The organism is Streptomyces geranii, assembly GCF_002954775.1.
GTDB classification, from domain to species: Bacteria; Actinomycetota; Actinomycetes; order Streptomycetales; family Streptomycetaceae; genus Streptomyces; species Streptomyces geranii.
The window spans coordinates 276,967-300,371 of sequence record NZ_PJME01000006.1 but is presented as its reverse complement, the minus strand read 5'-3'; the positions used below and the strand labels follow the sequence as shown (position 1 = coordinate 300,371).

Annotated in this window: 15 protein-coding genes and 1 tRNA gene; 3 read left to right on the top strand and 13 right to left on the bottom strand. The window is 69.8% G+C overall.

Going from position 1 to position 23,405, the window contains the following annotated elements; translation table 11 throughout:
- Positions 1–73: 73 nt before the first annotated feature.
- Complete coding sequence (locus CW359_RS11965) at positions 74–925, bottom strand: alpha/beta hydrolase (protein WP_105969843.1); 852 nt, start codon at positions 923–925, stop codon at positions 74–76.
- Between the two features lie 261 nt (positions 926–1,186).
- Between CW359_RS11965 and CW359_RS11960 the strand changes: the two genes are divergently transcribed.
- Entirely contained in the window at positions 1,187–2,047 is an 861-nt protein-coding gene (locus CW359_RS11960; protein ID WP_105969842.1) for a sulfite exporter TauE/SafE family protein, read from the top strand.
- 10 nt (positions 2,048–2,057) lie between these two features.
- Here the strand turns inward: CW359_RS11960 and CW359_RS11955 are convergent, their stop codons facing one another.
- The 3 genes from CW359_RS11955 to CW359_RS11945 form a co-directional block, all read right to left on the bottom strand.
- Positions 2,058–4,160: an MDR family MFS transporter gene (locus tag CW359_RS11955; RefSeq protein WP_198655186.1), complete on the bottom strand. Its 2,103-nt coding sequence runs from the start codon at positions 4,158–4,160 to the stop codon at positions 2,058–2,060.
- Positions 4,161–4,223: 63 nt separating this feature from the next.
- The gene (gene cobF, locus CW359_RS11950; protein ID WP_232838356.1) at positions 4,224–5,027 is read right to left on the bottom strand and encodes a precorrin-6A synthase (deacetylating); all 804 of its coding nucleotides are present in this window, start codon (positions 5,025–5,027) and stop codon (positions 4,224–4,226) included.
- 48 nt (positions 5,028–5,075) lie between these two features.
- Positions 5,076–5,609 carry a DUF309 domain-containing protein gene (locus CW359_RS11945; RefSeq protein WP_105969839.1) on the bottom strand — a complete coding sequence of 178 codons (534 nt, stop codon included), beginning with the start codon at positions 5,607–5,609 and terminating at the stop codon, positions 5,076–5,078.
- A gap of 101 nt (positions 5,610–5,710) precedes the next feature.
- Here CW359_RS11945 and CW359_RS11940 point away from each other — a divergent pair.
- Positions 5,711–5,784: transfer RNA gene (locus CW359_RS11940), tRNA-Pro, on the top strand.
- Between the two features lie 116 nt (positions 5,785–5,900).
- Here the strand turns inward: CW359_RS11940 and CW359_RS11935 are convergent.
- From CW359_RS11935 to CW359_RS11910, 6 genes are all read right to left on the bottom strand, one after another.
- Entirely contained in the window at positions 5,901–6,401 is a 501-nt protein-coding gene (locus CW359_RS11935; RefSeq protein ID WP_105969838.1) for a hypothetical protein, read from the bottom strand.
- Between the two features lie 45 nt (positions 6,402–6,446).
- The gene (locus CW359_RS11930) at positions 6,447–7,370 is read right to left on the bottom strand and encodes a hypothetical protein (protein ID WP_157968524.1); all 924 of its coding nucleotides are present in this window, start codon (positions 7,368–7,370) and stop codon (positions 6,447–6,449) included.
- 93 nt (positions 7,371–7,463) lie between these two features.
- A complete protein-coding gene (locus CW359_RS11925) occupies positions 7,464–8,492 on the bottom strand; it encodes an ArsR/SmtB family transcription factor (protein ID WP_332874971.1) in 1,029 nt (342 codons plus the stop codon).
- A gap of 201 nt (positions 8,493–8,693) precedes the next feature.
- Complete coding sequence (locus tag CW359_RS11920) at positions 8,694–10,637, bottom strand: potassium transporter Kup (protein WP_105969835.1); 1,944 nt, start codon at positions 10,635–10,637, stop codon at positions 8,694–8,696.
- Between the two features lie 147 nt (positions 10,638–10,784).
- Positions 10,785–11,393, bottom strand: coding sequence for a nitroreductase family protein (locus tag CW359_RS11915; protein WP_105969834.1), 609 nt, complete (start codon positions 11,391–11,393; stop codon positions 10,785–10,787).
- Between the two features lie 298 nt (positions 11,394–11,691).
- Positions 11,692–16,911 carry a family 43 glycosylhydrolase gene (locus tag CW359_RS11910; RefSeq protein WP_105969833.1) on the bottom strand — a complete coding sequence of 1,740 codons (5,220 nt, stop codon included), beginning with the start codon at positions 16,909–16,911 and terminating at the stop codon, positions 11,692–11,694.
- Positions 16,912–17,205: 294 nt separating this feature from the next.
- Between CW359_RS11910 and CW359_RS11905 the strand changes: the two genes are divergently transcribed.
- Positions 17,206–18,693, top strand: coding sequence for a family 43 glycosylhydrolase (locus tag CW359_RS11905; RefSeq protein WP_105969832.1), 1,488 nt, complete (start codon positions 17,206–17,208; stop codon positions 18,691–18,693).
- A 72-nt stretch (positions 18,694–18,765) separates the two neighbouring features.
- On the opposite strand, the gene CW359_RS11900 is transcribed toward CW359_RS11905, so the two are convergent.
- Genes CW359_RS11900 through CW359_RS11890 form a run of 3 tightly spaced genes read right to left on the bottom strand, consistent with a single transcriptional unit; the run spans position 18,766 to position 23,353 of the window.
- Positions 18,766–19,830, bottom strand: coding sequence for an iron-siderophore ABC transporter substrate-binding protein (locus CW359_RS11900; RefSeq protein ID WP_105969831.1), 1,065 nt, complete (start codon positions 19,828–19,830; stop codon positions 18,766–18,768).
- On the bottom strand, positions 19,830–21,659 hold the full coding sequence (locus CW359_RS11895; protein WP_105969830.1) for an ABC transporter ATP-binding protein: 1,830 nt from the start codon (positions 21,657–21,659) through the stop codon (positions 19,830–19,832). Before CW359_RS11895 ends, CW359_RS11900 begins: the two co-directional genes overlap by 1 nt.
- Positions 21,656–23,353, bottom strand: coding sequence for an ABC transporter ATP-binding protein (locus CW359_RS11890; RefSeq protein ID WP_105969829.1), 1,698 nt, complete (start codon positions 23,351–23,353; stop codon positions 21,656–21,658). Before CW359_RS11890 ends, CW359_RS11895 begins: the two co-directional genes overlap by 4 nt.
- Positions 23,354–23,405: the final 52 nt, after the last annotated feature.

The following is a 23,405-nucleotide window of genomic DNA, read 5'->3' as shown; positions in this document are numbered from 1 at the left end:
AAACGTGAGGCAAACGACTGTCCGAGGCGCACGAGGTGCGGGAGGGGCGCACGGGCCCGGCGGGGGAGCCTGGTCAGTCGGTCCGGGGCGCGAGGACCCGGTCCACGAAGGCGGTGAGTTCGGCGAAGGCCGCCGCCCGGTCCGTCTCCAGGAAGACATCGTGCCGGGCGCCCGGAAGGATCCGCTCGGTCCAGTCGGTGCCCCGCAGCTCCTCCACGCCGACGCGGCTCCCGGCGAGCGGGACCAGCCGGTCGTCGTCGCCGTGCAGCCACAGCAGCGGCAGCGCGCCGATGTCACCGCTCTTCGCCACGGTCTCCAGGGTCCGTACGAACGCCTCCAGCGTCGGCCGCCGCATCGGACCGTGCCAGACCAGCGGGTCCGCCGCGTACGCCGTCTGGACCGCGGGGTCGCGGGAGAGCGCGGCCGGGTTGATCGGCCGGTCGGGGATCTCGTCGAGGGCGAGCAGCCGCCCCGGGAAGTCCCAGCTGCCGAGCACGGGCGCCGAGAGCACGAGGGCGGCGAGTTCGTCGCCGTACCGCTGGGCGAAGCGGGCCGCGATCAGACCGCCGGTGGAGTGGCCGATCAGGACGACCGGTACGTCCGGGTGGGCGGCCCGGGCGTGGTCGACGACGGTGTGCAGATCGGTGACGACGTCCTCGAAATCCTCGATCACGGCCCGTTCGCCCGCCGAGCCGCCGTGTCCCTGGTGATCGGGGCCGAGGACGGTCGCGCCGTGGGCCACCAGGACGCCGGCGAGTTCCGCGTAACGGCCCGTGTGCTCGGCGTACCCGTGGGAGAGGAGGGCGAGGAAGCGGGGCGGTTCGAGCGGGCGTTCGGAATCGCTCCCGGTGGTGTGCCGGGACCATTCGCGGACGGCGATCTTGCCTCTGGTGCCGGTCAGGGCGTACTCGCGGAACTCGGCCATGGCTCCTCCGGCTGGGGCGGGAACGGCGGGCGTGGAATGCGGGTGTGGAGGACGTGCGCGACGGGTGTGGGTGGATCTTCCCAGGGGCGGGGCGGCCGGTCCACGGTGACGCGTCGGCCACTGCGGCGGTGGGACTCGGACAGCCGGACATGGGGGCTGCTCGGACAGGAGCCGGGTGGGCCAGGTGCCTGATGGGGCAGGGGTCACCTGGCGAGACGCTCCTTACGAGGCGGGTTGGGTGGGCATAGCATCGGTCTCCGCATGAACACGATGACGCTCTGGCACATAACGCACTGGGAGTTCGCCGCACTGGCCGCCGCGGCGCTGCTCGTCGGCTTCTCCAAGACCGCCGTCAGCGGGGCCAACACGGTCAGCCTGGCGATCTTCGCGGCCGTCCTGCCCGCCCGTGAGTCGACCGGCGTACTGCTGCCGATCCTGATCGCGGGCGACGTCCTCGCCGTCCTCACCTACCGCAGACACGCCCACTGGCCGACGCTGTGGCGGCTGTTCCCGGCGGTCGCGGTGGGCGTGGTCGTCGGCACGGTGTTCCTGGTGTGGGCGGACGACGAGGTCGTACGGACCTCGATCGGGGCGATCCTGCTGTTCATGGCCGGGGTGACGGTGTGGCGCCGACGGCGGGCGGATGCCGAGGCGAGGGCGGACGCGAGGGCGGACGCCGAGGGAGGAGTGGAGGCGGGATCGGAACCGGGAGGGGCGTCGGCGTCGGAGTCCGCGGAGTCCGAGCCGGATGAGGTGAGCACCCCGGCCGGGCGGCTCAAGGCCCGCTCCTACGGCGTCCTCGGCGGCTTCACGACCATGGTCGCCAACGCGGGCGGCCCGGTCATGTCGATGTATCTCCTGTCGGCCGGCTTCCGGAAGCTCGGCTTCCTGGGCACGTCGGCCTTCTTCTTTCTGATCGTCAACGTCTCGAAGGTGCCCTTCAGCGCGGGACTCGGCCTGATCGACGGCCACTCCCTGCTCCTTGACGCCGCGCTCGTGGTGTTCGTGGTGCCCGGGGCGTTGATCGGCAAATGGGCTGTGAACCGAATCAACCAGCGATTGTTCGAGCAACTCGTGATCGCGGCGACGATCGTGGGCGGGGCGCAACTGCTGCTGCGCTGACGCCCGACTTCTAAGACCCGGACGTGCCCCCGGACGACCCCGCCCCCGACCCCGCCAGCGCCGCGGGCCTGCGCGGCAGGCTGCTGCTGAGGTCCTCCACCAGGAGCCGCTTGGCGATCGCGTCCACCGCGCCGCGCAGTTCCTCGCCCGACGGCCGGCCCAGGTCCTTCTCCACCTGCGCGGTCAGCCAGGTGGACCAGGCGTTGCCGATCACCTGCGCCTCCCGGGTGCCCGCCGCCGTGTGCGAGAAGAAGGAGCCCGTGCGGGTCAGATAGCCCTCCTCGACCATGCGGTCGAAGACCGGCAGGAGCACCTCGGGCGGCATGTGACGGCGGGCCGCGATCAGGCCCAGTCCGGCGTGCCCGACCAGGCGCGTGAACAGCTCGACCTGCATCACGGCCCACGCGCCCGCGGTGTCGAGCCGGGTGTCGGAGTCGCTGACGATCCGGCGCGCGGTGTCCAGGTCCGTACGGCCGATGATCTTTCCGACGGAGGCCTCCAGCAGGCGCCGCGAGTCCGCCGTGGACGGCTTCGCGAAGCCGTCGCCCATGTCCGTCGACGCCATCCGGGCGCTGTCGCGCAGCTGGACCTGCTTGAGGAACAGCGCGACGACGAAGCCGACCAGCGCCACCGGCACGGTCCACAGGAAGACGGTCTGGATGGTGTCCGCGTACGCGTGGATGATCGGCTCGGCCGCCTCGGAGGGCAGTTCGTGCAGACCGTCCGGGCTGGTCGCCGCCTTGGTGATGGTGGCCGCGTCCGCCGCCCCCGTACGCGCGGCCTCCGCGATGCCCTCGGAGAGGTTCGGGGTCAGCGAGTTGGTGTACAGCGTGCCGAAGACGGCGGTGCCGAAGGAACTGCCCAGCGTACGGAAGAAGGTGACGCCGGAGGTCGCGGTGCCGAGGTCGGCGTACTCGACGGTGTTCTGCACGGCGATCGTCAGCACCTGCATCCCCAGGCCGATCCCGGTGCCCAGGACGAACATGTACAGCGAGGCCAGCCAGGTGTTCGTCGACGCGTCCATCAGGGAGAGCAGATACAGGCCGAGGCCCATCACCGCCGAGCCGACGACCGGGAAGTAGCGGTACTGGCCGGTCTTGCTGACCACGTTGCCGCTGAAGACGGACGCGATGAGCAGGCCGATCACCATCGGCAGGGTGCGTACGCCGGAGATCGTCGCCGAGTCGCCGTCCACGTACTGGAGGAAGGTCGGCAGGTACGTCATCGCGCCGAGCATCGCGAAGCCGACGATGAAGCTGAGGATCGAGCAGACCGTGAAGACGGGGTTGGCGAACAGCCGCATCGGCAGTGTCGGTTCGGCCGCGCGGGACTCGGCCCAGCAGAACAGGCCGAGCGAGACGGCGCCGCCGACGAACAGCGCGATGATGACGCCCGAACCCCACGCGTACTCGGTGCCGCCCCAACTCGTCGCCAGGATCAGCGCGCTGGCCCCGATCGCGACGAACGCGATGCCCATGTAGTCGATGACCGGCCGTACCGCCGACTTCACCACCGGGATGGTGCGGGCCGCCGCGATCACCACGACGATCGCGATCGGGACGTTGACGTAGAACGCCCAGCGCCAGGTCAGATGGTCCGTGAACAGGCCGCCGAGCAGCGGGCCGATGACCGTCGCGACCCCGAACACGGCCCCGATCGCGCCCTGGTACTTGCCGCGCTCCCGCAGTGGGATCACGTCCGCGATCAGGGCCATCGCCGTGACCATCAGCCCGCCCGCGCCGATGCCCTGCATGGCCCGCCAGGTGATCAGCAGCGTCATGTTCGTCGACAGCCCGCACAGGAACGAACCGGTGATGAAGACGATCGCCGAGACCTGGAAGACCACCTTGCGGCCGAACAGGTCGCCGAACTTGCCGACCAGGACCGTCGCGACGGTCTCCGCCAGCAGATACGACGTCACCACCCACGACATGTGCTCGGCACCGCCGAGGTCCGACACGATCGTCGGCAGGGCCGTGCCGACGATCGTCTGGTCCAGGGCCGCGAGCAGCATGCCGAGCATGATCGTGACGAAGATGACGTTCCGGCGACGGGAGTCCAGCACGGGCGGCTGTGCGGCGGCGGGGGGCGCGGTGTCCTCGGCGACTGTCACGAGGTCACGATCACACCGGCGGTACACCCGTGCAAGGGGTGGTGGGCCGGTCGTGTGGGACCCCTACGGCTGCTCCGGACGGCCCTCCCGGGGCCGGTGTCTCCCGGGGTTCCGCCGCAGCAGATACGTGTCCATGATCCAGCCCTTGCGCTCCCGGGCCTCCGCGCGCAGCCGCTCGATCCGGGGCGCGGCCTCGGCGATCGGCCCGGAGACCAGGATCTCGTCCGGGGTGCCCACATAGGCGCCCCAGTAGATGTCGATGTCCTCGTCGGCGTACTCCCGGAAGGTCTGCTGCGCGTCGAGCATCACCACCACGTCGTCGACACCGGCCGGGAATCCCTCGGCCAGCCGCCGCCCGGTGGTGATCTGGACGGGACGCGCGACCCGGTTGATCGGCGTGCGGTGACGGGCGAGCAGCGCGGAGACACTGCTGATGCCGGGCACCACGTCGTACGTGAACTCCACCGCGCCCCGGTCGAGGATCTCCTCCAGGATGCCCAGCGTGCTGTCGTACAACGCGGGGTCGCCCCACACCAGGAAGGCGCCGCTCTCGTCCGCGCCGAGTTCCCCGGCGATCAGCCGCTCGTAGATCTCGGCCCGCGCGCTGCGCCAGTCCTCGACCGCGGGGGCGTACGCGGCGCCCCCGGCCGTCCGGTCCCGGTCCGGGTCGCGCGCCTCGACCAGGCGGTACGTCCCCTCCGGCACATGGGCGTCGAGTATGTCCCGGCGCAACCGCACCAGGTCGGACTTGGTCTCGCCCTTGTCCAGGACGAAGAACACGTCGGTGCTCCGCAGCGCCCTGACCGCTTGCAGGGTGAGCTGCTCGGGGTCGCCCGAGCCGATACCGATGACATGAATCTTCCGCACGCCCCCGAGTCTGCCCCACCCCACTGACAACGCGGCCATCGCCCCCGGTCAGCCGCCGTCCGGAGGGCTCGTCAGCCGAGGCGCCCGAGCAGCGGCGTCGATGGCCTCGCCCTCCCGCTCCACCGCCGCCGCCAGCTCCCGCGCCCAGGAGACGACCCCGGCGAGATCCATCCCGTACGGCCGCGTCGGTACGTCCCCGGCGGCCCACTCCTCGACGGCGTCGGCCCCGCGCCGCAGCAGTCGTACACCGCCGGTGAGGTTCCCGCGCGCGGCGTGCGTGAGGCCCACGGACAGCTGTGCGAGCCCCCGCCACAGCCCGCGGTCCGCCGTCCGCCCCGACTTCCAGGCGTCCTCGAAGACCTCGTGCGCGTGGAACGGTTTCCCGGCGTCCAGCAGCGCCTGGGCCTCGGCGACGGTCTCCCCGGGCCGGCGTACGACGCCTTCGGGTTGCCGCTCGACCCCGGGCTCGCCGTACGGCAGCGGGCGCCCGAGCCCGTCCCGGGGCCGGGCGTTGCGCGCCCGCCCCTCGCCGTCCCGATCCCGCCCGCCGACCGTTGCCCGATCCTCCGCCGCTCTGCCCATGCGTCGATTGTCGCGCGGATCCCACCGCCTTCGGGGCAGCCCCTGACGTGGGGTAAAGTTCTGCTCGCGTGATCACACGGGGCAACCGCGGGTGAACGCATCGGGACGTGGCGCAGCTTGGTAGCGCACTTGACTGGGGGTCAAGGGGTCGCAGGTTCAAATCCTGTCGTCCCGACTCGAACGAGTCGTAGATCAAGGGGCGGTTTCGGAGGAATCCGAAACCGCCCCTTGATTGTTTTCGGGGACCAGTTGGGGACCGGCCGGAGTTCGGCCGGAGACCGGCGTCGGCCGCTACGGGCAGCTGTTGGCCCAGATGTGCGAGCTGATCTTGTCGTTCGCGTGCTCGCCGTTGTTGAACACTTCCCAGCCGAGGTCGAGGTTGCCCCAGCTGTCGCCGAGACCGATACACATGTTGGGGCCGCTGTACGCGTAGTCCCGGTGCAGACGGACGTCGTCGAACACGGCCACGTATCCGTTGTTCCAGACGGACGTGGTGAGGTTGTCCATGTTGGGACAGTTGCTGATGCTCCGGTAGTCGCGCTCGTTGCCGCCCATGCCGCACCAGGTACCGGTGAAGTTGAGGTGCTCGTACACGTAGACCCTGCCGTCGGCCGCGGCACCTCGCTGTGTCGACGGCCTCGGCGCCGCCGCCTCCGACGTGGATCCGATGGACGCCGTTCGCACGGAGTCCGCCGCACCGGGGGCGCGTTCGTCCGCCGTGCTGAAGGGGGCTGTGGCGACCACCAGTCCGATCGTCGCAAGGCCCAGCAGGGTGCTCCGTAGTGTTCTCATGGCTCTCCTTGATGATGGTTATGGGCTGATTTTCTCCGGCTGACCTCAGGCGGTTATGTCAGCGGCACGGAACAGTGCCTCGGATTCCATGGTGTTCCTTTTTCCGAATTCCGAGGAATACTCTTTCTCAAGCGCCGCTTTGTGTTCGCTGTCCAGGCGGCGCACGGTCTCGCTCAAGCCGGTTCCGGCCGCACATCTCGCCTCGGCGATCGCGGTCCGTATTTCTTCCGCCCGGCCGCCCCGCTCGTCGGCACCGAGCAGGGCCGCGCTGCGTGCCTTCTCGGGTGTGGAGTACGGATATCCGTGCTCGCGCATGCACGACGCCCAGGGGCGGATGGCTTCCCTGAAACGTCCGTCCTTGAGGACGTTGCCGATTCGGAGACTGGAAAGGCTTTCGGTGACCTTGTTGACTCGGTACCACGTCCGAAGGTCACCGTAGAGGATAGATTCCGCCTCCGACACACAGCTTCGGTCGCTGCGGCGCAGTACACCGCCCGTGGGCATCCGGGCCTCAAGTCCCACTGGTTTCGCCCCGTTGAGGGCGGTCAGGGCGGCTGCACGCTTCTCCGGTGGCAGTTTCGCGAAATAGATCTGATTGGGATCCTGCTGCCGCAGGCGAAACATGCTCTCGTGGATGTCGCTTCCGTAGCCGTGACGACTCGCCCATTTCTCGTCGGTGACGACGTAGGGGAAATCGACCAGGTCGGGAAGCGAACTCCGTGCGGAGGTGGGCCACGTCTTGAATCCGTACCGTTTCATGCACCGCTGTATCAGCAGTTGCTCCGCATTGTGCAGTTTCTCTCGGTCGGCGGCGGAAATCTCGTTCCTGCCCGGATCGGAAACCGTCGGGTCGGAAACCGTCGGAGCGGGTGTGCCGTTTCCGGAACAGCCGCAGCACCAGAGGCCGGCCAGAACAATTGCCAGCACGCGCACACGTGACCTTTTCCGCCTGCGGTCCTGGTATCGCATACGCCTGCCCCTTCGAAGGCTCTGCCGACCGACCGATCGCTGTCCCAGATTGCGGGCAGCCCACGGCATGGGTCCACAGAATGAAGCCAGGGCTTAAACGGAATCGGTCCGCCGTCTGCGGGCCGGGCTGCGTGACGTCCCGTCGAGGAGGGCGAGACCCGCAGGAGTGGTGGTGTGCAGGACGTAGTTGCGGCGGCGCACGCTCAGCAGCAGGCCGGCCCGGCGCAGAACGGCGGTGTGCTGGCTGACGGCGGAACCGGAGATGCCCAGCCGTTCGGCCAGTTCACCGGTGGTACGGCCGGTCGCCAGGTCCTCCAGGATCGCGGCCCGGGTGTGACCCATCAGCGCGCCCAGACCACCGGCGGCGGACGCCGGACGCGGCTTCTGGGCCCAGCCGAGGATGTGCTGAATCGGGTAGACGAGAACGGGAGTTCGGTCGCGCGAGGGCGTGGCGAGCATGACCGGCTTCCGGAAGCAGAAGAACGACGGTTGCAGCAGCAGGCCCCGCCCGTCGAGCCGCAGCTCGCGGTGGACCGGGTAGTCGACCTCCAGTACGGGTGCCCGCCACCGCATGACGGGCGCGAAACTCCGTAACAGCCCCTCGGCACCGCCTGCCAGGGCGACCCGTCCGCGCAAGGCGCAGTCGGCGCTCACCTGGGCACGGATGTGCGGCCAGAACTCCTCCATCGCTCGCCCGTAGTAGCCGTGCAGGGCGGCACCCAGGCGGCGCAGCGCCTCGGACTCCCCACTCGCCAGTGCCCGAAGCTCGGTCGACGACGCCCGCGAGCGGGCGGGCGAGGCGGCGAGCCGGGCCAGATCGTCCCGCAGAGCGACCCGCGGTGTGCTGAGCACGGTGTCGACCGCGCTCTCCAGATCCGTGTATCCACCCGAGTCGGGCGTGAGGAAGTCCGCCGAGTAGCCCCGCGGCGGCAGGAGTTGGGTGAGCAGGGCGCGGCCCGCCTGATCCAGGCGCGGCCGGACCCGGCGGCGCCACTGGCTGAACACCAGAGGGTCATCCTTGCCGGTGAGCAGCTGGTAGCTGTTGGCGATCTCCCAGAGAGGATCGGGGGTGACCAGGACACGCAGGCGCGCGATGTCCCCCGACGTGAAGTGCACCCGCATCATCGTGCTCTCCGAACATGGCAGGTCGTCATGAGGGTCGTGCCAACGACAGTGACCAGCGTGGACGGTGCGGACAAGGCGGCATTCGGCCGCTTGTGGTGCGCGGTGGACGACAAGGCCGTCGTCGAGGACCGGTTTCGGAGGGATCCGAGGGCGGCCCTCGGCCGTTGCCCGGGCCGCCGTACCCCGGCGGGCGTCGCCCTACACCTCGATGTGCGACCCCATGATCACCGTCCGGTCGCGGGGCAGGCTGAAGTACTCCGCCGCGTCTGCCGTGATGTAGGACGTGGCGATGAACAGGCGTTTGCGCCACGGGGCCATCGTCGGGGCCTTGCCCCGGCGGAGTTCGATCTTCGAGAGGAAGTACGACGCCCGGTCGAGCTGGAGCGGGCCCTCCGTCTGCGACGGGTCGAGCAGCGCCAGGGTGCCGGGGACGTCCGGGGTCTCCATGTAGCCGAACCTCGCGGTGACATGGACGATGCCGTCGTCGGCGTAGCCCAGGTCGTCCACGACGAGGCGGCGGTCGGCCGGGACGCGGGGGACGGGCTCCGTGGTGAGGGACAGGATGACCACCTGGTCGTGCCGGACGTGGTTGTGCTCGACGTTGGCCCGCATGGCCAGCGGCGCGGTCTCCTTGTCCCGGTTGAGGAAGACGGCCGTGCCGGGGGCCCGCAGCGTCGGCTCCTGGCCGGTCCGGAGCCGGTCGATGAACTCGGGCAGCGGGCCCTCCTGGCGGGCGCGCTCGGCGGTGACGAGGGCGCGGCCACGCTGCCAGGTGGTCATCACGGTGAACGCGGTCAGGCCGATCAGCAGCGGCAGCCACGCGCCGTGCACCAGCTTCGTCATGTTGGCCGCCACGAACAGCAGGTCCACCAGGAGGAGCAGACCCGCGCCGATCCCGAGCAGCCAGCGGGGCGTACCCCACTTGTCGCGGGCGACGAAGAAGAACAGCAGCGTCGTGATGGTGATCGTGCCGGTGACCGCCATGCCGAACGCGTAGGCCAGCGCCGCCGAACTGCGGAAGGCGAAGACCAGCGTGAGCACCGAGAACATCAGGAGCCAGTTGATCCACGGGACGTAGATCTGCCCGATCGTCGACTCGGACGTGTGCGCGATGCGCAGCCTCGGCAGATAGCCGAGCTGGGCCGCCTGGGAGGCGACCGAGTACGCGCCGGTGATCACCGCCTGGGAGGCGATCACGGTCGCCGCCGTCGCCAGCAGGACCATCGGCCAGCGCGCCCAGTCGGGCACGAGCAGGAAGAACGGGCTGCTGATGTTGGCCGGGTCGTCCAGGATCAGCGCGCCCTGGCCCAGGTAGCTCAGGACGCAGGCGGGCAGCACGAGCAGCAGCCAGCCCCGGGTGATCGCCCGGCGACCGAAGTGCCCCATGTCGGCGTAGAGCGCCTCCGCGCCGGTGACCGCGAGGACGATCGCCGCCAGGGCGAAGAAGGCCGTACCCCAGTGGCCGACCAGGAAGCCCAGCGCGTACGTCGGTGACAGCGCCCGGAGGATGCCCGGACGGTCGGCGATACCGACGACACCGCACGCCCCGATCGCCAGGAACCAGGCGATCATGACCGGCCCGAACACCCGCCCCACCGCCGCTGTTCCCCGGCGCTGCACCAGGAACAGCGCCACGATGATCACCGCGGTGATCGGTACGACCGCGCTGTGCAGCGACGGCTCGACGACCTTGAGGCCCTCCACCGCCGACAGCACCGAGATCGCCGGGGTGATCATGCTGTCGCCGAAGAACAGCGACGCGCCGAAGATGCCGAGGGCCGCGAGGACGGCGGTGGCCTTCGCGCCCTGTTTGGCGCTCCACCGGCGCAGCAGGGTGATCAGCGCCATGATGCCGCCCTCGCCGTCGTGGTCGGCGCGCATCGCCAGCAGGACGTAGGTCACCGTGACGATGATCATCACCGACCAGAACACCAGCGACACCACGCCGTACACATTGTCCGTGGTGACCGGGACGGGGTGCGGGTCGTCGGGGTTGAACACCGTCTGGAGGGTGTAGATCGGGCTCGTGCCGATGTCGCCGAAGACGACACCGAGCGCACCGACGACCACCGCGAGCCGCACGGCGTCGCGCGCGCCCGCCCGGCGTTCCTGCGGCGCGGGTTCCTGCCGGCGATCGGTCATGGCGCTCCTCCTCCGTGCCGTCCGCCGGGCCGCGGACCAGGGGCATCGGGGCGGACGATACCCACCGACCGGCGCGACCGGCGGGAGGGGTCGCGGTTCGGACCCGAGTGGCGTCCGCCGATACGGCCCCGCGTGTGTTCCGTGCCCTCAGCCGTCCTGCCCGACGGGGAGGGGAGTACCCCACTGCTCCGCGAAGAACGTCTCCGTCAGGGGGCGCCGTTCGCGGGCGGCGGTCTCGCGGGCACGCAGGTCCGGCGGGAGGAGGTCCGCCGGGGCCAGGGAGCCGATCGCGGTGACGGACTGGGGCTGGTAGCCCTCCGGGACGCCCAGCGAGGCGCGCAGCCGGTCCCGGTCGAAGCCGCCCATCTGGTGCGTGTGCAGCCCCAGCGCGTGTGCCTGCACCGACAGCTGGGCCACCGCGAGCCCGGTGTCGTACGCGGCGCCGTACAGCGGGCTGCCGTCGTCGAGGCGCTCCGCCGCTACCGCCGCGACGAGCAGCGAACTGTTCCCCGCCCAGAAGCGGTTGGTGCTCCCGAGGGCGTCGAGGATCCGCTGGTACGTCGAGTCCCCGCGGCGGCCGACCAGGAAGCGCCACGGCTGCCTGTTGTACGCGGAGGGCGCCCAGCGGGCCGCCTCCAGCAGGGAGACGAGGTCCTCGTCGCCGACCGTGTGGGCGGCGTCGAAGGAGCGCGGGCTCCAGCGCTCGGCGAGCAGGGGGTGGACGGACACAGCGGTGTTCGCGGTACGGGGGGACATGCGGGGAGCCTTTCACGGGCAGCGCGGATCGCGGTGAGGAGAAGGGGGTGAAGGGAGGGGGAGGAGAGGGCCGGAGCGTGGTGTCAGCTCGCGGACGGACAGCCCATGGTGGTGACACGCGCGTAGTCGACGTGGCGGCGGGACACGAGCACGGTCATGCGGCCAGGAAATCACATGATGGCCGCAGGGCACCAGAACGCCGAGGGCGCGCACCTCGGGCGGGCGGTGAGGCCCGGCCCGGGGTACGCGCCCTCGGATCCAGTTGTCGCGGTTTCCCGCCGTGCTCAGGGCATCCGGCCTAGCGGCCGACGACGATGCCCTTCGTCGCGGTCCCGGTGAGGTTGTCGTAGACGACCGCCCCCGAGGACTTCTTCCAGATCACGATCCGGAAGGTGTCGGGCCCGTCCGTCGCCGTGACGCGGAAGGCGTAACCGCTCTTGCCGTTCACCGAGCCGGAGCCCTGGTACACGGCCTTCTTGCCCTTCACCAGCAGCCAGTCGGAGGACGTGGCGCGCAGCTGCACGCTCGCCTTGGACTTGCCGGCCGCCTTGAAGTCGAAGGACAGCCTGCCGGTCGGGACCTTGGCGTCCTTGCGGTAGGAGACGTCGAAGGAGAACGACGCCTTGCCGGTCAGCTTCGGGTCGGCCGGGTAGGCACCGGCCCGGGACGGGATGACTCCCGTGCCCTTCGCGGGTCCCGCCTTGGGGTCGTACACGACCAGCTCGGGGAGCTGGACCGTGGCCGTCGCCTTGTCGTCGTCCGTCACCGTGACCGTCGGGCGGACGATGCCCGCCGACAGGTAGGCGTGGCTCGCCTCGCAGGTGGAGCCGGTGACCCTGCCGGAGGTCGGGGTCGTGCCGTCCTTCCAGTCGATCTTGCAGGTGTGGGTGTCGGACTTGCCCGGGTCGGTGAACTTCACCGTGAGGCGGACCGGGGTCTGCTTGCCCGCCGGGACCGGGGTCTTCGGGCCCTGGACCGAGGTGATGACGGGGGGCGCGTTGCTGACGGTCACCGTGAGGGTGTCCTTGCTGCGGCCTCCGGTCAGCGTGACCTCGTAGGTGCCGTTGTCCGTGCAGGTGATGGACGTCGGGACCGTGGTCCTGCTGGAGAAGGTGCAGGGGACGTTCGCCCCGACGCTCCAACTCGGCTTTCCTGCCCCCGAGATGCTGCCCGTGAGCGGGATCTTGCTGCCTTCCTGGCCCGTGGTGTCCGCGCCGGCGTGGACGATCGTCACCGGGTCGATGCTGGACAGGGTCGGGACGACCTTCTTGATCAGACCGTTGGCGTCGAACTCCAGCTTGTCAATGGTGGTTTCGCGGTGCATGCCGTCGCCGCCGGGGATCGCGAAGCGGTGGTAGGCGATGTACCAGTCGTCGGTGTTCGGGACGTTGACCACCGAGTGGTGGCCGGGGCCCTTGATACCGAGGGAGAGGTCCTTCTCCAGGATCAGGCCCTGCTTGGTCCAGGGGCCGGTGGGCGAGGGGCCGGTGGCGTAGGCGACCTGGTAGTTCTCGTCACGTGTGTCGTTCTCCGACCACATGAAGTAGTAGGTGCCCTTGCGCTTGATGACGAACGTGCCCTCGTTGTAGTTGCTGGGCGTCATGTCGGTGACCTTCGACGCGTCGAAGGAGATCATGTCGTTGTTCAGCGGTACCACGTAGGCCCGGCCGTTGCCCCAGTACAGGTACGACTGGCCGTCGTCGTCGGTGAAGGCCGCCGGGTCGATCATCTGGCCCGGGTAGGCACCGGCCTTCAGCAGCGGCTTGCCCAGGGCGTCCTTGAAGGGGCCCGTCGGGGAGTCCGACACCGCCACACCGATGTTCGCGTCGGCGCAGAAGTAGAAGTAGTACTTGCCGTTGCGCTCCTCGATGGCCGGCGCCCAGGCGCGGCTGTCCGCCCAGCTGATGTCGGGACCGAGGTCGAGGATGACGCCGTGGTCCTTCCAGTGGACCAGGTCGGTGGAGGAGTACGCCTTGAACTGCGTACCGCTCCAGCCCTCGAAGCCGTCGGTGGTCGGGTAGATGTAGAAGGTGTCGCCGAAGCGGACGATGTTCGGGTCGGCGTTGAGCCCCGGCAGCACCGGGCTCTTCATCTCCACGGCCGACACCGTCCAGGTGCGCTTCTTGCCGTCGGAGCCGGTCACCTCGTACGTCACCGGCTTGGTGAAGTCGCGCAGGGTGCCGGAGGCGGGGCTGATGGTCGCGCCGTGGGCCAGGGTGAACTTCGGCGCCAGGGCCTTGAGGTTGCTGCCCGGGACGAGCGGCAGGACGACCTTGCTCAGCTTGTCGGTGATGATCGCGTCGACCTTGAGCGCCGGGTGGGTCACCGCGGCGATCCCGGTGGTGTTGCCGCTGATCTCCAGGACCTCGGCGGGCGTCAGGGCCCGGTTGTAGATCCGGAAGTCGTCGACCTCGCCGCCGAAGTACGGGTCCGGAGAGTACAGGGACTTGCCGATGTAGCCGGAGTAGTCCTTCGCCGAGTCGTACAGCTCGGACGGCTTGATGGTGACGCCGCTGACGCGGGCGATCTCGGCGCCGTCCACGTAGAGGATCGCCGTCTCGGTCGCGCCGTCCAGCGTGACGGTGACGTGCTGCCACTGGCCGGCCGTGAGCGGGGAGCCGCCGATCATCTGCTTCTCACCGGACCAGGTGGCCTTGGTGATCGCGGAGAACAGCTTGCCGCCGCCGTTGGACGGGGTGGCGAACAGGTACTTGTTGCTGTCCGGGCCGAGGCCGAACAGCCACTGGAAGTTGTCGCCGCCCTTCCACTTCACGTACGTGGAGACGGTGACGCTGGTGGTGTCCTTCAGCACGCCGCCCGGAATCTTGACGTACGGCGAGCTGGAACTGCTGTTGCCGCCGGACATCTTGAAGGAGCCGCCCTCGACTCCCGTACCGAAGTCGGGAGTTCGGACGTAGGTGCCGTGGTAGCCGTGGCCGCTGGAGTCGCGGGCGATGCTGCCGCCGGTCTCGTCGAAGTCGTAGTGCAGGAGCAGGTCGGCCGGGACGTCCGGGCCCTCGGCGGAGACCGTGACCTCGGCGCTGACCGCGATCGCGGAGTCGCCCGCGAGGTCGCCCTTCACCGTGAAGGTGCCGGCCTGTGCGTACTGCGAGGCGTCGACTGCCGCCCAGGTGACGGCGACGGGCCGCTTCACACCCTCCGCCGACTCGGCGATGACGGTGGCGGGCAGGACCGGGGCGTCACCGATGCGCGTGACGACCTTGACGTCCTCGGCGCTGGTGATGATCTGGTCCGGCTGGTAGGTCTTCAGCAGCCGGTCGTACTCGGCCTGCGTGACCGGAAGTACCGTGCCGTGGCGGGGCTTTGACGGCAGGTCGTAACTGGTGGACGGGGTCCAGACGCCGGACGCCAGGTCCGTCGTCTCGAAGGGGATGTAGCCGCGACCGCCGAACTCGTCGAGGAACGCGTACCACTTCTCCTCGGTGTTCGACTTGAACACCAGCGGACCCTCGGCCGCGCTCATCGCGCCCTTGCCGATGCCCTCGGCGACGGCGGTGTAGGACGGGTTGAGGATCGAGTCGCTCTTCTCCTCGAAGATGAACTTGCTGTTCGGCGTCGAGGAGCTGTTGTTCCGCTCGTCCTTGGAGAGCCGGTAGTAGGTGTCCTTGTCCTTGATCATCGTGGAGTCGATGACCGAGTAGCCGCGGTCGATCCACACCTTGGGCGCGCTGAAGGTGCGGAAGTCACGGGTCGTCGCGTACATCATGCGGTTGTACGTGTCGCCGGAGTGGTCGGCGTTGTCGTACAGCTTCGACGCCCAGAAGACGACGTACGAGCCCAGCTCGTCGTCGTAGAACGCCTCCGGCGCCCAGGTGTTGCCCGCCGAGTCGGGGGAGACCTTCACCAGGCGCTGGTCGGTCCAGTGGACCAGGTCGGTGGACTCCCAGACCATGATCGACTTGCTGCCGGTGCGCTGGGAGGCGTCCCAGTCGCCGTTGCCGTAGATCCGCAGGTCGGTGGCGATCTGGTAGAACTTGTCGCCCTCGGGGGAGCGGATGATGAACGGGTCGCGCAGACCCTTCTCACCGAGCGTGGAGGTCAGGACGGGCTTGCCGTCGTTCAACTCCCGCCACTTCAGCGGGTCGTTGCCCTTGCTGAGGGCCGCGTAGAGCTGCTCGCCGTCCGAGGTGCCCTCGCCGGTGAAGTAGCTGAACATGTAGCCCTTGAGGGCTTCCTTCGCGGGGAGTTCGGGGACCTTCGCGGTGAACGTGCGGGTCGTGGTGGCCGTGCCCTTGGTGATGGTCGCGGTCAGGTCGGCCGTCGTACCGCCGGCGCCGTGCGCGGGGCGGTGGACCACACCGTCGGCCGAGATGACGTCCGGGTTCGCCGAGGACCAGGCAACCGCCGTGCCGTAGGCGCCCGTTGAAGGCAGCGTGATGTTGCCTCGTACGTCGTCGATGTTCGGGACGGTCAGCGCGTCCGAGGCCTGCTGGACGGCCGTCGTGTCGTCGAAGGTGGCCGGGACCGTGACGTCGAAGGTCTTGGTGTCGCTCACCGGGCCCTTCTTCAGGGTCGCCGTGAGCGTCGCGTGGCCGTCGGGCTGCCCTGCGGCCGGGCGGGTCACCGTGCCGGTCGCGGAGACCACGGAGGCGTTGTCGGTCGCCCAGGTGATGGCGGAGCCGCCGGCCGGGCCCGCGCTCGGCAGGGTGAGGTCGGTGATGACCGCGCTGGTGTCGCCCAGGGTCAGGGCCGACTTGTCGGCGGCGACGCCCTGCGTGGCGACGGGGAGGGAGAGTTCCTCGACCTCTGTGGTCGCCAACGCCCGGTCGTAGACCCGGAAGTCGCGGATGTTGCCCTTGAAGAGGTTGTCGCCGGGGTAGACCGACTTGCCTATGTAGTTGGCGGTGGTCGTGCCCGAGCCGATGGAGCCGGGGGTGAGGGTGACCGCCGTGTTGCGGCCGACCTCCACGCCGTCCTCGTACAGCACGCCCGTGTTGCCGGTCTGGGTGTAGGTGATCTGCTTCCAGACGGCGCGCTGGAGGTTGGTGCCGGCGGTCCGGGTCGTCTGCTCCGTCGACCAGTTGCCGCTGGCGATGGAGGTCCGGTAGGAGTTGCCCGTGGTGAACAGGTAGCCGTTGCCGACCGTGCCGCTGGTGTTGCCGAAGCCGTAGATGAAGTACGGGTTGGACTGCGTCGAGTCGATCTTCACGTCCATCGAGACGGTGATCGAGTTGAGCCCGCTCATGATGTTGTCCGGCACCTTGACGTAGGTGTCGGAGCCGTTGAAGGCAAGGCCCTCACCGGAGTTGGTCCAGCCGGCGGTGCCGTTCAGCGTGCCCGTACGGCCGTTGCCCGAGGCGTCGGTGACGGTGGTGCCGGAGGCGGCGTCGAGCTTGTACCAGAGGGCCAGACCGTCGGTGATGTCCGACGCGGCGGCCTGGGCGGGGGCCGACATCGTCAACGGGCCTGCCAGGCCCAGCAGAAGCGATGCGGCGGTCAGTCCGGCGAGCCGTTGTGACCAGGGTCTTGTACGGCCGCGCGATCTCGGGAGGTGCATCGTTTCGGCTTCCTCTGCTCAGGCACGGGGGTGTCAACGGAGGTGCTCAGATTTCATCTGTGTGTCCTCGCGTTGCGAGAGTGTCAATCGGTGCGACCAGGGCCGTCAAGAGTTTTCGAACAACGTTCGGCAGGCCGGACAACTTGTTGTTTACCTAATGGATACCAATCGGGACCGATGCTGTCGCAAGCGTTGACGTGTGCACCCCACGTACCTATGTTCTGGTCGAAGTTACGTACAGAGTCCGGGATTTCGAACAATGTGAATGCTGTGGCCACGAGAAGGGGACCTTCTGTGTTCCGTACCCGTCACTGGTTGACGCTCCTGGCAGCGCTGGTGGCGCTGCTCGTGCCCGTCGTGGGCATCCAGCCCGCCGCCGCGGCCGAGGGGCGCCCGTACACGAACCCGGTCAAGTCCCAGAAGGGCGCGGACCCTTGGCTCGAGTACTACGACGGCAACTACTACCTGGTCACCACGTCCTTCACCGGCGTGCTGACCATGCGCAAGTCGCCGACCCTGGCCGGGCTGTCGACGGCGCCGAGCGTGCAGGTCTGGAGTGACACCACCTCGACCCGCAACAACAACTTCTGGGCGCCCGAACTGCACTTCTTCGACGGCCACTGGTACCTCTACTACTCGGGCGCCCCGAGCGGAGCCGCCTGTTGCGACCTGCAGCGGACCTATGTCGTGGAGAGCGCCGGCACCGACCCGATGGGCCCGTACACCTTCAAGAACCAGCTCACCGGGTCCAACCTCGACCCGGGCGGCTGGCTCATCGACGCCACCGTGCTGAAGTACAACAGCAAGCTCTACCTGGTCGGCAGCGGCGCGATCGGCGGCAGCAAGCAGAGCCTGGTCATCGCCCCGATGACCAACCCGTACACGGTCAGCGGCTCCACCTTCAGCCTCATCTCGCAGCCGACGCTGGCCTGGGAGACCTCCGGGGCGCCCGTCAACGAGGGCCCCGAGCCGCTCTACCACGACGGCCGGACCTTCCTCACCTTCTCCGCGAGCTACTGCCAGACCGCCGACTACAAGCTCGGTCAGCTCGAACTGACCGGCACCGACCCCCTGTTGGCGTCCTCCTGGACGAAGAAGCAGACGCCCGTCTTCCAGCGCGACGACGCCGCCGGGGTCTACGGGCCTGGCCACAACGGCTTCTTCACCTCGCCGGACGGCACCGAGAACTGGATCGTCTACCACGCCAACAACACCGCGAACGGCGGCTGCGGCAACGGCCGTACGACCCGCGCCCAGAAGTTCACCTGGAACGCGGACGGCACCCCGAACTTCGGCACCCCGGTCGCCCTCGGCACCACGCTCCCCGGCCCGGCCGGCGAGACCGCGGTGACGCCGACCGCGTACACCCTGGTGAACCGCAACAGCGGCAAGTGCCTGGACGTGGAGGGCGGGAACACCGCCGACGGCACCAACATCTTCCAGTGGACCTGCAACGGCGGCGCCAACCAGAAGTGGCGCATCGAGGACCAGGCCAACGACACCAGCAGGCTCGTCAACGTCGCCACCGGCAAGGTGATGGACACCGCCGACTGCGCCACGGCCGACGGCACCGATCTGCGCCAGTGGTCGTGGCTCAACAACAACTGCCAGAAGTTCAGGCTGGTTTACACGGCCACCGGTGACTACGTCCGCATCGTGAACGAGTCCACCGGCAAGGTCGCCGACGTCGCCAACTGCTCCTCCGCGAACGGCGCCGACGTACGCCAGTGGACCTGGCTCAGCAACAACTGCCAGCAGTGGCAGCTCAGGCCCACCACGTGAGCCGGTAGGGGATTGATCTATGGGTGTGGCCCGGCCGGAACTCCGGTCGGGCCACACCCACATGACGAGGTGTCAGCCGGTCGGCTCGGTCACCTTGGTGTCCGTCCTGCCGTCGACGGCCGCCTGGAGCTGCGGGACGAGCCGCTCCAGCATGTACGGCAGGCTCAGGACCGACACGAACGACACGGAGTTGCCGTAGTCGCTGCTTTCCTTGACGAAGACCTCACGGTCTTCCTTGGCCACCTTCAGGTCCGCGTACAGCGGGTCCTTGCGCAGGGTCGCCCTGTCCTTGGTGGTGTCGGAGACGATCCACACGATCGCGTCCGTGTCCAGCAGGTCGGTGCGCTCCTTGCTGATGTTGGCGCCGAACCGGTCACCGATGACCTTGTCCAGGTCGGTGGGCAGCTTGAAACCGAGGTCCGTGAGGACGCGGGAGCGCGGGTCCTGGCTGCCGTAGACGAAGATGCCCTCGTACGGGGTCGCCATCAGGCCGGTCGCGCCCGCGAACTCGGGGTGCTCGGCCGCCGCCTTCTTGAAGTCGCCCTCGACGCCGGAGACCAGCTCCTTCGCCTTGGCCTCCTGGCCGAGCGCCTTGCCGATGATCTCGGTCTGCTCCTGCCACGGCACGCCGTAGTCGTTGTACTCCTTCGGCTGGGCCACCACCGGGGCGAACTTCGACAGCGTGTCGTACTGCTCCTTCGTCAGACCGCCGTAGACCGCGAGGATCAGGTCGGGCCTGAGCGCGGCGATCTTCTCGGTCTGCGGACCCGTGCCGGTGTCCTTGAGGACGGTCGGGACCGCCGCGCTGCCCAGCTTGTCCGCCGCCCACGGGCCGATGGCGCCCTTGTAGCCGCCCAGCCACTCGGTCGTACCGACCGGCACCTTGCCCAGCGCGAGCACGGAGTCCTGGTCGGTCAGGCCGACCGTGACGATCCGCTTGGGCTCGGACTCGATGGTGGTGCTGCCGAACTTGTGCGCGATGGTCACCGGGAAGGCGGAGTCGGTCGACGAGTCGGTGGCGGCGGGGGCCGCCGTGTCGGAGTCGCTGTCGGAGCCGCAGGCGGTGGCGGTACCGAGGAGGAGCAGCACGGAGGTGAGCGCCGCGGCGAGCCGAGTACCTCTGGGAGAGCCGAACATCAGTGGTCCTTCATGGTGGTGGTCGTTCCGGTGCTGGGACGCGTGGGGGGCTTCTCGGCTGTCGTACGGGTGCCGGACCAGGCCTGCCAGAGGGAGGCGTAGGTGCCGGCCGCCGCGCACAGCTCGTCATGGGTGCCGCTCTCCACGATCCGGCCGCCGTCCATGACGACGATCCGGTCCGCGTCCGCGGCCTGGGTGAGCCGGTGGGCGACCACGAGGGCCGTACGGTCCTCGATCGCCCGGTCGGCCGCCTTCTCCAGCAGCCGTGCTCCCGTGCTGCCTGCCTCGGCGGTCGCCTCGTCCAGCACGGCGACCGGCGGATCGGCCAGCACCAGCCGGGCCAGGGCGAGTTGCTGCACCTGGGCGGCGGTGAGCCGGTGCCCGCCCTCGCCGACGACGGTGTCCAGACCCTCGGGCAGCGCCGACACCCAGTCCAGCGCGTCCACTTCGGTCAGGGCCTTGCGCAGGGCCTCGTCCGACGCGTCGGCGCGGGCGAGCCGCAGATCGTCGGCGAGGGGGCCCGCGAAGACGTGTGTCTCCTGGGTCACCAGGGCAACCTGGAGGCTGTCGGCGGTAGTTGAGGCGCCGGTGAGGTGGACCGTGCCGGAGGTCGGCCGGTGCACTCCGGCGATGAGCTTGGCGAGCGTCGTCTTGCCCGCGCCGCTCGGCCCGACCAGCGCGACCCGCTCCCCGGCCGCCAGCGTGAGATGCACGTCCCGCAGGACGGGACGCCCGGGTACGTACTCGTGGTGGACGCCGGTCACCGTGACCGTGCCGGGCTCCCGGTGCTGGGCCGTGGGCGCCGGGGGAGCGGACTCGGGGACCGGTACGTCCGCGACGCCGACCAGCCGGGCCAGCGCCGCCGTGGCCGACTGGGCGTCGTCGAGCAGGGCGAGAGCCTGGTTGATTGGTCCGAAGAGGCTGTGGAAGTAGAGCGCGGCGGCCGTGGCCGTACCGATGGACACCGAGTCGGCGCGCACCAGCAGGAACCCGGTCACCAGGACGGCGGCCAGACCGGTGTACTCGGCGATGTGCAGCCGGTTGTAGAAGCCGAGCACCAGGCGCACGCCCCGCATCGTCAACGCCACGGCGGTGGAGGACCGTTGGGTGACGGACTCGGTGTGTGGCTCCTCCAGCCGGAACGCCCGTACGGTTCCGGCACCCGAGATGGTGTCCAGGAGCTGTTGCTGCTGGGCGCCCATGGCGATGCGCTGCTCGGCGTACAGGGGGACGGCGTTGCGTACGTACCAGCGCGCGGTCCCCGCCTGGACGGGCACCGCGAGGAGCGCGGCCAGCAGGAAGCGCCAGTCCAGGGCGGCCAGCGCGGCGAAGGTCAGCACGATCGCGAGCAGGGAGCGGGCCAACTCGGGCAGCGCGCCCCGCACCGCCTCGCCGACCACCGAGACGTCTCGGGTGACCCGGGCGTTGAGGTCGCCGGACCCGGCCTTCTCGACCTGCTCCAGGGGCAGTTGGAGCGCTCGCTCGACGAACCGCTCGCGCAGCTGGGCCAGTACGGTCTCGCCGAGCCGGGACACCAGGGGCAGCCCGAGTGCGGTGGTGCCGCCCTGGGCGACGGCCACCAGGACCAGCAGGACGGCGGGCAGGGTGAGTTCGTCCGGCGGGCGGTGGTCGGCGACCAGGTCCACCATGCGGCCCAGCAGTGGCTGGACGAGGAGTCCGATCGCGGTCGCGGCGACCATCACGGCGAAGGCGCCGACGGCGAGCCCACGGCGCGGGCGGACGAGTTCGCCGACGGCGGCCCGGGTGCGCCGGGGCGTCGCCGTGGGCAGCAACTCCCTTGTGGAGAAGGGAAGTTCGAGGTCGCTCATGACAGCACCGCCGCTCGGTAGGTCTCGTGACGGTGTATCAGCTCGACGTGCGTGGCCGTGTCGGTCACCCGCCCGTCCTCAAGGAGGACGACCCGGTCGGTCACCGACAGCAGTGCGGGACTGTTGGTCACCAGCACTGTCGTACGGCCCTTGCGGATCTCCCGTACTCCGGTGGCGATGCCCGCCTCGGTCACCGCGTCGACGGCGGTGGTCGGGTCGTGGACGACGAGTACGGGCCGTTCGGCCGCCAACGCCCTGGCCAGTGCGACGCGTTGGCGCTGCCCGCCGGAGAGGGAGCGGCCCGCCTCGCTCACGGCGGTGTCCTCGCCGTCCGGGAGGGTCTGGGCGACCTGGGTCACCCCGGCCGCCGTCATCGCCGCTTCCGGGTCGGAGGTGTCGGGGGCGGCTGCCGTGACGTTGCTGCGGACGGTGCCCTCGAAGAGGTCCGCGTCGTGCTCGGCCACCAGCAGCGCGGTGCGCAACTCGGCCGGGTCCAGGTCCCGCAGGGGCACGCCGTCCAGTTCGACGGTGCCCGCCTCCGGGTCGGACCGGCGGGCCAGGCAGCGCAGCAGGTCGGTGGCGTGCGCGGGGTCGGTCGCGACGACGCCGAGCAGCTCGCCCGGCGCGATGTCGAGGTCGAGGTCCCGGAGTCCGCCGAGGGTGACGCCGGTGAGGCGGACGGCGCCGCGCACCGGCTCGGTGAGGGTCGCCGTGCCCGGGGTGACGGCGGGCGGGGCGGCCAGCACCTCCGCTATCCGGGTGGCCGAGGCCCGGCCCTGGGCCAGTTCGGCGTTGACCCACGCGAGGACTTCGAGCGGGCCGAGAAGGAAGAGCGCGAGGCCGACCGCCGACACCAACTGGCCGAGGCTGATGTCCCCTTGGGCGGCGAGCCGGCCGCCGACCAGGGCGACGGCCGCGATCAGACAGCCGGTGAGGGCGAGCACCATGCCGCTCTGGAAGGCCTGTGCGCGGGCCGCCTTGAGGGTGGCCCGGAGGGAGTCGCGGCTGGTCGTGCGGTAGCGGGCCAGGGCGGTCGACTCACCGCCGATGCCCTTGAGGACACGCAGCCCGGTCACCAGGTCGGCGGCGACGGCCGAGGCGTGCGCGGCCCGCTCCTGCTCGGCCTCGCTGCGCTCCTCCAGCGGCTTGCTCAGCAGATGGCCCAGCCACAGCAGTACCGGCGTGCCGAGCAGCACGACCAGGCCGAGTGTGACGGACATCCGCAGCAGCACGACCGCGCTGACGACGACACCGGCGAGGGCCGAAACTCCGGCCGTGGCGGCCAGGTTGACAGCGCCGACGCGTTTGGCGTCCTCGGTGGCGATGTTGGCGAGGGCGCCGGGCAGCCGACCCTCCTCGGCACCGCCGCCGGGTGCCAGGACCCGGCGTACGAGGGAGATCCGGAGGGTGTGTTCGGCCTGGGCGGCGGCCCGCTCGGCGCACCAGGCGCTGTGCCGCCAGCTCAGCGCGAGACCGACGTAGCCGACGGCGAGGACGACCAGCCAGCTCACCAGGGAGCCGGTGTCGGAGCCGCTGACGGCGCGGTCGATGACCAGACCGATCAGCACCGGGACCATCGCCTCGCCCAGTTGGTGGCCGGAGCCGAGGAGGGAGCCGAGGGCGACGTCACGACGTTGCCCTCTGACCGACTGCCGCAGGACGTCCCGCCCCGACAGCTGTGAAGGACTACTCACCCGCACCCCTCCGGGGATCGGACTTCGGTCGGAGCCGGTAAGGCCGATCGAG